This is a genomic window from Vibrio sp. MED222, from assembly GCF_000153005.1.
GTDB classification, from domain to species: Bacteria; Pseudomonadota; Gammaproteobacteria; order Enterobacterales; family Vibrionaceae; genus Vibrio; species Vibrio tasmaniensis_A.
This window is the reverse complement of the sequence record NZ_CH902611.1, coordinates 140,050-150,027: the sequence shown is the minus strand read 5'-3', so window position 1 is coordinate 150,027 and position 9,978 is coordinate 140,050. Positions and strand designations below refer to the sequence as shown.

General features: G+C 44.3%; 10 protein-coding genes, 1 tRNA gene and 1 pseudogene. 7 read left to right on the top strand and 5 right to left on the bottom strand.

Annotated elements, in window-relative coordinates:
* Window positions 1-276: tetrahydrofolate dehydrogenase/cyclohydrolase catalytic domain-containing protein (locus MED222_RS22550; RefSeq protein WP_009848741.1), on the bottom strand; the 276-nt coding region annotated here is incomplete at its 3' end.
* 211 nt (window positions 277-487) lie between these two features.
* Here MED222_RS22550 and MED222_RS02465 point away from each other — a divergent pair.
* Window positions 488-564, top strand: a tRNA-Arg gene (locus MED222_RS02465).
* A gap of 113 nt (window positions 565-677) precedes the next feature.
* Here MED222_RS02465 and MED222_RS02470 read toward each other — a convergent pair.
* Window positions 678-1,181, bottom strand: coding sequence for a GNAT family N-acetyltransferase (locus MED222_RS02470; RefSeq protein ID WP_009848740.1), 504 nt, complete (start codon window positions 1,179-1,181; stop codon window positions 678-680).
* A gap of 297 nt (window positions 1,182-1,478) precedes the next feature.
* Between MED222_RS02470 and aroC the strand changes: the two genes are divergently transcribed.
* Window positions 1,479-2,564 carry a chorismate synthase gene (gene aroC / locus MED222_RS02475; protein WP_004734182.1) on the top strand — a complete coding sequence of 362 codons (1,086 nt, stop codon included), beginning with the start codon at window positions 1,479-1,481 and terminating at the stop codon, window positions 2,562-2,564.
* Between the two features lie 113 nt (window positions 2,565-2,677).
* Here aroC and MED222_RS02480 read toward each other — a convergent pair whose 3' ends face one another.
* Window positions 2,678-3,301 carry a trimeric intracellular cation channel family protein gene (locus tag MED222_RS02480; protein ID WP_004734183.1) on the bottom strand — a complete coding sequence of 208 codons (624 nt, stop codon included), beginning with the start codon at window positions 3,299-3,301 and terminating at the stop codon, window positions 2,678-2,680.
* A 299-nt stretch (window positions 3,302-3,600) separates the two neighbouring features.
* On the opposite strand from MED222_RS02480, the gene MED222_RS02485 reads away from it, so the two are divergent.
* From MED222_RS02485 to MED222_RS02495, 3 genes are all read left to right on the top strand, one after another.
* A complete protein-coding gene (locus MED222_RS02485; protein ID WP_032555337.1) occupies window positions 3,601-4,131 on the top strand; it encodes an elongation factor P hydroxylase in 531 nt (176 codons plus the stop codon).
* Between the two features lie 9 nt (window positions 4,132-4,140).
* Window positions 4,141-4,404, top strand: coding sequence for a YfcL family protein (locus MED222_RS02490; protein ID WP_009848738.1), 264 nt, complete (start codon window positions 4,141-4,143; stop codon window positions 4,402-4,404).
* A gap of 188 nt (window positions 4,405-4,592) precedes the next feature.
* Window positions 4,593-5,114: an NADPH-dependent FMN reductase gene (locus MED222_RS02495; protein ID WP_009848737.1), complete on the top strand. Its 522-nt coding sequence runs from the start codon at window positions 4,593-4,595 to the stop codon at window positions 5,112-5,114.
* 148 nt (window positions 5,115-5,262) lie between these two features.
* Here the strand turns inward: MED222_RS02495 and mnmC are convergent, their stop codons facing one another.
* Complete coding sequence (gene mnmC, locus MED222_RS02500) at window positions 5,263-7,341, bottom strand: bifunctional tRNA (5-methylaminomethyl-2-thiouridine)(34)-methyltransferase MnmD/FAD-dependent 5-carboxymethylaminomethyl-2-thiouridine(34) oxidoreductase MnmC (RefSeq protein ID WP_009848736.1); 2,079 nt, start codon at window positions 7,339-7,341, stop codon at window positions 5,263-5,265.
* Between the two features lie 128 nt (window positions 7,342-7,469).
* On the opposite strand from mnmC, the gene fabB reads away from it, so the two are divergent.
* Window positions 7,470-8,681 (top strand): beta-ketoacyl-ACP synthase I, encoded by a 1,212-nt coding sequence (gene fabB, locus MED222_RS02505; RefSeq protein ID WP_009848735.1) that lies wholly within the window; start codon window positions 7,470-7,472, stop codon window positions 8,679-8,681.
* Between the two features lie 140 nt (window positions 8,682-8,821).
* Here the strand turns inward: fabB and MED222_RS22690 are convergent, their stop codons facing one another.
* On the bottom strand, window positions 8,822-9,124 hold the full coding sequence (locus tag MED222_RS22690) for a hypothetical protein (RefSeq protein ID WP_009848734.1): 303 nt from the start codon (window positions 9,122-9,124) through the stop codon (window positions 8,822-8,824).
* 86 nt (window positions 9,125-9,210) lie between these two features.
* Here MED222_RS22690 and MED222_RS02515 point away from each other — a divergent pair.
* Window positions 9,211-9,978 (top strand): annotated as a pseudogene (locus tag MED222_RS02515) (4-phosphoerythronate dehydrogenase); the annotation flags it as partial.

Below are 9,978 nucleotides of genomic sequence, written 5' to 3'. Positions count from 1 at the left end.
AATCTCCGGGTCTTCGTTCAGTTGGTCTACCAGTGTTAATAATTCGTCTTCTGTCGCAGTGGCTGGCAAGTCGTAAGATTTAGATACGAAGCCAACTTCTTCACATGCTTTACGTTTACTTCCTACGTAAACCTGAGAAGCAGGGTCTTCACCCACTAAAACAACCGCTAGGCCCGGAGCGCGTAATCCAGCTTGAGTGCGAGCTTTTACACGAGCCGCAACTTCAGAGCGAACCGTTTGAGAAATTAGCTTTCCATCAATATTTTGAGCAGTCATGAATTTCCTTAGTATTGATATTCAAGTTAGTGGCTGATGTTTTTGGCGCATTATTCCAGAAAATCTTTTTGATTACCATCAAGCAAACGTTTGCTTTGTTCTATTTTCCAACACTTATAATCCTATTGCACTTTTTTTACTCACTTGGATCCGAATGTTACATAAAGCCGTTGCTTTACTGATTCGAATTCGTATAATCCTTCCCTGTAGCGCGCCCTTAGCTCAGCTGGATAGAGCACCTCCCTTCTAAGGAGGTGGTCGAAGGTTCGAATCCTTCAGGGCGTACCACTATTTAAAGAAACCCGATAACTCTCTGAGTTGTCGGGTTTTTTGCATTTCAGAACGACTTAATCTATCAAAACCATGTTTTGTATTTCGATGCCTCTGTCTTTTGTCTTTTGCTAAACGGCCACTAGCTGTGGGGTATATCTAAGACCTAACATACTGCACCCATCTTCCAAATAACCGTCGGTGACAACGTTGAAGCCGAATTTACCATAGTAGTTTTTGAGGTGTGCTTGTGCCGAAATAAAAATTGAACAGTCAGGATACACCTCGCGGGTCGTATCAAAGCTTACTTGCATCAGCTGGTTACCAATCTGTTTACCGCGATAACCCTTTGCTACGATCACTCGCCCGATACAAACATCATCCGCATCAGAATCAAGCAGAGGGAGAACATCTACTGGGTATCCAAGCTTCTGAGCCATAATTCGACTGTAAGCTACTAGTTGCCCGTTCTCATAACCCATGACGTGATAGGTTTCTGGATGGCTATCTTTGCCGTCTAGATCACTATAGGGTGTGTTCATATCGACGATAAAAATATCGACTCTTTGCTGTAAGAAATCATAGAGCTCTTGAACAGACAGCTCCGAAAATTTTTTAACTCTCCACTCGATCATCACTTTTCTCCTTATTATTTTGGGCTACAACATAGAGAGTATTCAAACCGAGTTCATTAACCTTTGTTAACTGGCCATGAAACTATTCAAAATCACCACTTTAAAGCACCACTCATTTCCCCTCGTTATTCATTTCATTCGGCTCATGTAATAGAAAGTTAAAATTGTTGGTTTTTTGGGGTTTACATCATTTGGTAATAAAGCCAATATGAATTCACGAAGAATAGACAAGTAAAGCTGTTAGCCCGTAGGTTTAGGAATCAAACCTTCTGCTCAATGGCTGATTTAGAGGAAGTAATGGCAGGAAACAGTATCGGACAACATTTCCGCGTGACTACGTTCGGAGAAAGTCACGGTATCGCACTAGGATGTATCGTAGATGGGTGCCCACCAGGATTAGAAATTACCGAAGCAGACCTTCAAAGAGATTTGGATCGTCGTCGCCCAGGTACTTCTCGTTATACAACGGCTCGCCGTGAAGCGGATGAAGTAAAGATTTTATCCGGTGTATTTGAAGGCCAGACTACGGGTACTTCTATTGGTCTATTGATTGAAAATACAGACCAACGCTCTAAAGACTATTCCGAAATTAAAGACAAGTTCCGCCCTGGCCATGCTGATTATACCTACCATCAAAAATACGGTGTGCGTGATTACCGAGGTGGCGGTCGCTCTTCTGCTCGTGAAACTGCAATGCGTGTTGCGGCAGGTGCGATTGCGAAGAAATACCTTAAGCAAGAATTTGGTGTTGAAATCCAAGCTTATCTTTCTCAAATGGGTGATATCTCAATTGATAAAGTGGATTGGAACGAGATCGAAAACAACGCTTTCTTCTGTCCTGATGCCGACAAAGTACCTGAATTTGATCAACTGATTCGTGATTTGCTAAAAGAAGGCAACTCGATCGGTGCGAAGATTCAAGTAGTTGCGACTAAAGTGCCTGTAGGCCTTGGTGAGCCAATCTTTGATCGTCTAGATGCAGACATCGCGCACGCTCTAATGAGCATCAATGCGGTGAAAGGTGTTGAGATTGGTGATGGCTTCGATGTCGTTAATCAACGCGGTAGTGAACACCGTGATCCATTAACTCCGGAAGGTTTCAGCAGCAACCATGCTGGCGGTATCTTAGGTGGTATTTCTACTGGCCAAGATATTGTGGCAAGCATTGCGCTTAAACCAACATCAAGCATTACCGTTCCTGGTGACACGATCACTAAAGACGGTGAAGCAACGCAGTTAATCACTAAAGGCCGTCACGATCCATGTGTTGGTATCCGTGCAGTGCCTATTGCTGAAGCGATGCTGGCTATCGTGTTGCTTGACCACTTACTGCGTCACCGTGGTCAAAACTTTGGTGTGACAACAGAAACGCCAAAAATCTAGTTCTGCTTCGTTTTATTCAGAACAGATTTGAAACTGATTTGAGAGAAACCAAAAAGGGTTGCTTCGTAATGAAGCAACCCTTTTTATATTCTGCGTCATTGAGAATATATTATCTAATGCACAGAGCTTTCCGGATCAAGCTGGAACGAAGGCAAGCGCCATTTGAATCTCACTGCTGCCATGCGCAGTAAATAGCCTACAACCAATGTCACGATCGTCGCGGTCACATCGTTTATGCCTAGTTCAAGAAGACCTAAGTACAAGCCTGAAGCGACAAGGGCGACAGATGCATACAACTCTTCATGCAAGACTAGTGGCGTTTGACGACAGATAAGATCGCGCAGTAGGCCACCAAACACGCCAGTCACTAATGCAGACACCATACAAATCATTGGGTGCAGACCCATGGTCATCGCTACTTTAGTACCAATGATACTAAATACGATAAGCCCCAGCGCATCCAAACGAATGAACAAGCCTTTTAGCTTGATTACCCATTTGGCTAATCCCGTTGTGATAACACCAGCAATACAAGTGATCGCCAGGTACTGGGGGTTTTCAACCCAGCCTAAAGGGTAATGGCCGAGTAAAATATCTCTTACTGTACCTCCGCCAATTGCCGTTGCACTCGCAACCAGCATTACACCAAACCAATCCATTTTTTGTTTGCCAGCACTGAGAGCACCGGTCATGGCTTCTGCCGTGATGCCAATGATATACAAAACACTTAGTAGCATTGCTGTAACTCTATAATTTAGGTCTATAAATTGGAGTCTTATAGGCCATAGGGATATAAAAATGAAGCGCGAGTGTAGTAGTAAAAACACTGATTGACGAATGAATATTTGTACCGTGAATAGGCATTTCAGATTAGCTAAACTAATCATTCACCTCAAAGTGGTGTAATCTGGGAGCAGCAATCGATTGTCATCGTAAAGTATTATGATCAACCTAATGTCATTGCCAGTGATAGGGCTTTACCGAGCGCTTAAAAAAACGCAAAATGCCCCAGTTCTTTTTACTTAAATTTGATCTTATGACACACGAATACCCAGACATCATCGACATTTTCAATCAAACCTTTTTCGAGAGCTTCAATACTAAGCTAGAACTGGGAGCGGACGAGCCTATATACCTGCCAGCCGATGAGGAGATTCCTCATCACCGTATCGTTTTTGCTCGTGGCTTTTATGCTTCAGCACTTCACGAGATAGCGCACTGGTGTGTGGCTGGTCCTGAGCGTCGCTTATTGGAAGATTTTGGTTACTGGTATGAGCCTGATGGCCGAACTGAGTCGGTTCAAGCTGAGTTTGAAAAAGTGGAAATTCGCCCACAAGCGTATGAATGGATCATTGCGACCAGCGCAGGCTTTCCTTTTAATGTTAGCTGTGACAATCTACACGGCGATTTTGAGCCAGATCGTTTGGCCTTTATGAATAAAGTACACAGCGAAGTCATGGGTATCTTTGAAGCTGGTCTGCCGCCTCGCGTGAAAATGCTCTCTGAAGCATTACGCAGCTTCTACGATGTAGAACCTTTATGTACTAGCCAATTTATTGTGAAATAAGAGAATATTATGATTATCGAATTTGAAGAAAAACTACTTGAATTAATTGATGCTCGCATTGAAAACGCATCAGATGATGAACTGTTTGCTGGTGGTTACTTACGTGGTCATATTTCTCTTTCAGTAGCTTCATGTGAAGAAGACGGCATTGAAGACGTAGCAGAAGTTAAGTTGCGTATTGAGAAGAGCCTAGAAGACGCACGTTCTGAATTGACGCCAGCCGATCGTACGATCGTTAATGACCTTTGGGTTGAGCTGCAAAACCAAGCTTAATTTTAGTCGTTTAGCATTATTCGTCTAGCGCTATTCGCTCACAATTCTCCCTCCTCATTTTTGAGCGAACCAATAATTTGAGACTCATTCGAATTTTTTGAATGAGTCCGTTCAATCCTTGTGATGGTTCCATTTTCTGACTACGTTATTCTAATCCCACTTAACGGAATCACAGAAAAGGTCACATCATGAAAGTTATCGCATTTGGCGCAAGCACCAGCTCTACCTCTATCAACAAAACTCTAGCAACTTACGCAGCTAACTTGATTGAAGGTGCTGAAGTCAAAGTTCTAAACATCAACGATTACAACGTTCCTATGTTCAGTGAAGACACTGAAAAAGAGATTGGCCAAGCGGAAGGTGCTCAAGCATTCTTACGTGACCTAGCAGAAGCTGACGCATTTGTTATCTCTTTCGCTGAGCACAACGGCCACTACCCAGCGGCGTACAAAAACCTATTTGACTGGGCGACACGCATTGAGCGTTCAGTATTTGGCGAGAAACCTGCGGTTTACTTAGCGACATCACCAGGCCCTGGTGGCGCACAAACAGTACTTGGCGCAGCAACTGGTTCGGCTCCGTACTTTGGTGGTAACGTTAAAGCATCGCTTTCAGTGCCTAGCTTCTACGATAACTTTGATTTTGAGTCTGGCGCTATCAGCAACGAAGAGATTGCTCAGCAGATCAAAGATGCGGTTGCTAAGCTGTAAACATCGTTCAATTTAGAACATCAGTTTAGATCAACACGAACAACAAAAAGCCCGAGTGACATAATGTCGCTCGGGCTTTCTAGCTTTTAGCCTTAGATATTTCTGATATTCAGAAACTTCAGAAACTTCAGAATAGCTGAACTAGAAACTATGAATTTGATTTAGAGTGCTTGTCTGCAACCCATCCAGCCGTTAATGCCTTACCTTTACGCAGTCTGCGCACCCACATTCTGCTTGGGTGAATCGCTTCAAGCACATCGACAGGTAAGGGAAGCGGTTCGCCACAAATTTGCGATGCTAACACTTCAGCTAATAATGGCGCAGAGCTCAAGCCACGTGAGCCTAGCCCGATAAAGCAGTATAGGTTAGGGAAGCTTGCTACCGTTTGAACATCATCAACAGAGTGACGTTGCGGGTTGAAGTTGTGCAGGTCTTGGTACTGTTCTTTGATTGATTCAAAATCGCCAACGTTTCCGACAAACGGAAGGTGGTCACGGCTTACGCTGCGGATGCCTTGGCGCGCTAGGTTGCCACTGGTGTCGACATCTTTTGTCCACTTTTGGTCTGGCAGCGACCCATGTAGGCGATCGCCATTGTGCTGCTGAACCTCAATATCAAATTCTTGGTCTATATTGGTTTTGTCATAGTTGGCACCAATACAGTGATGAGCATTGTTTGGATTCTGCGGCGTAAGATAGCCATCAAAGCACAACACGGTTTTTAGCTGGCTGAGACTTTCCGTGGTCGGAATATGGCTCACTTGGCCTTTAACTGGAGTTAGAGGTACAGGCTGAGTCTGCTCAAACTGAGTGAACTTGTGTCCGTTCGCGACAACTACTTGGTCGTGCTTGGTTTGAATCTCACCTTGTGGTGTCTCAATGGTGAGTTGCCATTGTTGTTCAACTTCGAGCCACTCAAGTTGAGTCACTTGATGTTGATAGTGCGCGCTCACTTGGTTGGTCTCTTCTAACCTGCCAATCAAACCTTGAGTCAGTTGGAGAGGGCTTAACCAACCTCCCAGTGGAAAGTAGACACTCTCTTTATCGACTGGTAAGCCAATCTTTTCGTTGGCTTGCTCTGGCGTTAAACGCTGAATCAGATCTGTGTGGAAATTGCCTTCTAACATGCGATTGAGCTTTTTAGTGGAGCCTTCATCCCACATCAAAATGTTCACGCCACACCAATTGTGATCGAAGTTTACTGATTGTGCTGCTTGATTAATAAATTGGCGGGCAAACAATAAGCCCGGACCAAATATTCTTGAAACATTAGATGTCGCTTCGCTGAGTAGCGGATAAATGGCACCTTGGTTGTTACCTGAGGCATTGCCCGCAGCTTGTGGGTGTTCACAATAAAGGGTGATGTTTTTACCACGTCGGCTTAGCGTTTTGGCTAATGCAGCACTGGCGACACCACCACCGATAATGGCTATATCTTGTGAATTACTGTGTTGAGCTAGGCCATACCAAGGTTTGATGTTGGTGTGAGCGCGCTTTTCGCCAAGTCGGCCTGCAATCATTTCTCGCTTAGTACCAAAGCCTTTAACCTTTTTCATTTCAAAGCCGGCTTCAATCAGCCCACGGCGAACGAAGCCTGCTGCGGTGAAGGTGGCGCAGCTGCAATCTTGCTTTGCCAGTTTGGCCATGCCGTTGAATAGGTTTTGATTCCACATTTCAGGGTTTTTGCTTGGAGCAAAGCCATCTAAGAACCACGCATCGACTAAACCTTTGCGAGGGGTCGGCACGTTTGGCATACAATCCTTAATATCACCAAACCACAAATCAAGCGTGATAGCACCATCGCCTAACACAATGCGGTGACATTCGGGCAGGGCAATCGGGTAGTGTTCTTGGAGTTGTGTCGCATACTCCGCTAATTCTGGCCACGATTGGTGCGCTTTGATTAGATCATCTTTATTTAAAGGATATTTTTCAAAACTGATGAAATGTAACTCTTTGGTCGTAGCTTGTGGGTTATCTTTAAGAAAAGCATCGAACCATTGCCAGACTGCGAGAAAGTTTAAACCTGTACCAAAACCGGTTTCAGCAATCACAAAACGGCGTTGTTGATGTTCAACCCAACGCTCTGGAAGGTGGTTTTGTTTTAAAAAGACGTAGCGAGTTTCTTCTAAACCGTTAACATTAGAGAAGTAAACGTCGTCAAATTGGTCTGAAACTGGCGTGCCAGACTCATTCCATTCCAGCTCTGCATTAGTAATTGAAGTCATAAAATCTATCATTTTGTGATTTGAAGCGATATGTTGGTAGGGATTGTACGAATTTCTAGGAAAGCTGACCACTTTTGTTAGGCTTCTTAGTTATCATCTAGCTGAATTTAGAATTATAGGAATGTCACATGAAACGAGTCGTAATCACCGGTATGGGTATTGTTTCAAGTATCGGTAACAACGTCGAAGAAGTTTTAGCATCACTGAAAGAGGGTAAATCAGGTATTACCGCTTCAGAGCAGTTCAAGGAAAATGGCTTGCGCTCTCAAGTTTGGGGTAACCTAAAAATGAACCCTGCTGACCATATCGATCGCAAAAAAATGCGCTTTATGGGTGATGCAGCGGCATTCGCTTATCTTTCAATGGAGCAAGCAATTGCTGACTCTGGTTTAACTGAAGATCAAGTATCTAATGACCGCACGGGTATCGTAGCGGGTTCAGGTGGTGCTTCATCTCTAAACCAAGTAAACGCAGTAGACATCATCCGTGAAAAAGGCGTGAAGCGCGTTGGCCCATACATGGTTCCACGTACAATGGCTTCTACGGTTTCTGCTTGTCTAGCAACACCTTTCAAAATCCGCGGTGTGAACTACTCTATGAGTTCTGCATGTGCAACATCTGCACACTGTATCGGTCACGCAATGGAGCTTATCCAACTTGGTAAGCAAGACGTAGTATTCGCTGGTGGCGGTGAAGAACTAGATTGGTCTCTGACTATGATGTTCGACGCAATGGGCGCACTTTCTACTAAGTACAACGACACTCCAGAATTGGCTTCTCGTACTTACGATGCTGACCGTGACGGTTTCGTTATCTCTGGTGGCGGCGGTATGCTAGTTATCGAAGAACTTGAGCACGCTGTTGCTCGTGGCGCAAAAATTTACGGTGAGATCGTGGGTTACGGCGCAACTTCAGATGGCTACGACATGGTTGCTCCTTCTGGTGAAGGCGCGGTTCGTTGTATGAAGATGGCAATGCAAAACGTTGATGGCGTTGACTACGTGAACACTCACGGTACTTCAACTCCTGTAGGTGACGTTAAAGAACTTGGCGCAATCCAAGAAGTCTTTGGCGGCAACAGCCCTGCAATCTCAGCAACTAAAGCGATGACAGGTCACGCTCTAGGTGCGGCTGGTGTACACGAAGCAATTTACTCAACGCTAATGCTTGATAACGGCTTCATCGCACCAAGCATTAACGTTGCAAACCTAGACGAAGCGGGCGAAGGCCTAGACATCGTAACCGAAGCTCGTGAACAAGAGCTAACAACGGTTATGTCTAACAGCTTTGGTTTCGGCGGTACGAACGCAACGCTAGTAATCAAAAAATACCAAGGCTAATTGAAGCTAAGGTTAAATTAATAAAAGGTTAATCGTTAATGGGTGACGTGAGTGCTGATTCAACACGCACAGGTCACCCAGTAATCATGACCATCAGAACATAGCTTTTATAAATATGGTTTTAAGCGTGTTTTTTAACCCTAGCTTTGTAAGCTTCGCTTTAGAAAATAGCTTTTTAAATCAAGATTTAGAAGTTGAAAGGTTTCCAGAGCTTGATCAGTACTGGCTTTGGTTAGTACTGGTTGAACAGACGCAAGACTCTGTCTCCTGGAGAGCGAGATAGGATCCTTTTGTTCTGGATGTTTGCCCGATTGTTTATTCAATCGGGCATTTTTCGTTTTAGTCTTCTGACTTTTGCTTTTTGATTTTAGGTCTTGGTTCTTATTTCTGTTCTTGTTTGTGCAGACTAGGCGATTCAGCCCTTTATTTATAATGTATTCCAATTGCTACTCGACACCGTGTGTGGAATTTTGCACAATCATTTCAATTCACATTTAGGTCGATAGACCCCAACAAAAGTACTCGCCAAATGAAAATCTTAATCGACGAAAATATGCCTTATGCTGAAGCGCTTTTTAGCCAGCTAGGGGAAGTGACAATGAAGTCTGGTCGCACATTAACGGCTGACGACCTAGTTGACGTAGACGCTTTGATGATTCGCTCTGTCACCAAGGTGAACGAGTCATTGATCAGCAAAGCCAACAAGCTGAAGTTTGTCGGCACAGCGACGGCAGGTATGGATCATGTCGACCAAGAATTGATGAAAGAACGTGGCATTTTCTTTACTGCAGCCCCAGGCTGTAACAAGGTGGGTGTGGCTGAGTACGCGTTCAGCGCGATGATGGTGTTGGCTCAGCAGCAAGGTTTCTCTGTATTCGAAAAAACGGTCGGTATTATCGGCTGTGGCCAAGTGGGTAGCTATTTAGCAAAGTGCCTTGAAGGTATTGGTATTAAAGTTCTGCTGAACGATCCTCTAAAACAGCAAGAGGGTGATACTCGCGAATTTACTGAGCTAGATACTCTGCTTGAGCAGTCAGACGTCATCACTCTGCATACGCCAATCACTAAGACAGGTGAGTTCCCAACGCATCATTTGATCAATGAGCAAGTACTGAACAATTTACGTGCTGATCAAATTCTGATTAATGCGGCTCGTGGCCCAGTTGTTGATAACCAAGCGTTAAAAGCTCGCTTGCAAAAGCCGATGGTTTCACTGCCGTTCTTGATGTATTTGAGTTTGAACCTGAAGTCGACTTTGAACTTCTTCCGTTGCTCGCTTTGCACACTCACGTAGCGG

Coding starts and splice junctions, on each gene's coding strand:
- MED222_RS02495 (WP_009848737.1), top strand. CDS start 4,593: ATGAAAGTTATCGCATTTGGCGCAAGCACCAGCTCTACCTCTATCAAC.
- aroC (WP_004734182.1), top strand. CDS start 1,479: ATGGCAGGAAACAGTATCGGACAACATTTCCGCGTGACTACGTTCGGA.
- fabB (WP_009848735.1), top strand. CDS start 7,470: ATGAAACGAGTCGTAATCACCGGTATGGGTATTGTTTCAAGTATCGGT.
- MED222_RS02470 (WP_009848740.1), bottom strand. CDS start 1,181: ATGATCGAGTGGAGAGTTAAAAAATTTTCGGAGCTGTCTGTTCAAGAG.
- MED222_RS02485 (WP_032555337.1), top strand. CDS start 3,601: ATGACACACGAATACCCAGACATCATCGACATTTTCAATCAAACCTTT.
- MED222_RS02490 (WP_009848738.1), top strand. CDS start 4,141: ATGATTATCGAATTTGAAGAAAAACTACTTGAATTAATTGATGCTCGC.
- mnmC (WP_009848736.1), bottom strand. CDS start 7,341: ATGACTTCAATTACTAATGCAGAGCTGGAATGGAATGAGTCTGGCACG.
- MED222_RS02480 (WP_004734183.1), bottom strand. CDS start 3,301: ATGCTACTAAGTGTTTTGTATATCATTGGCATCACGGCAGAAGCCATG.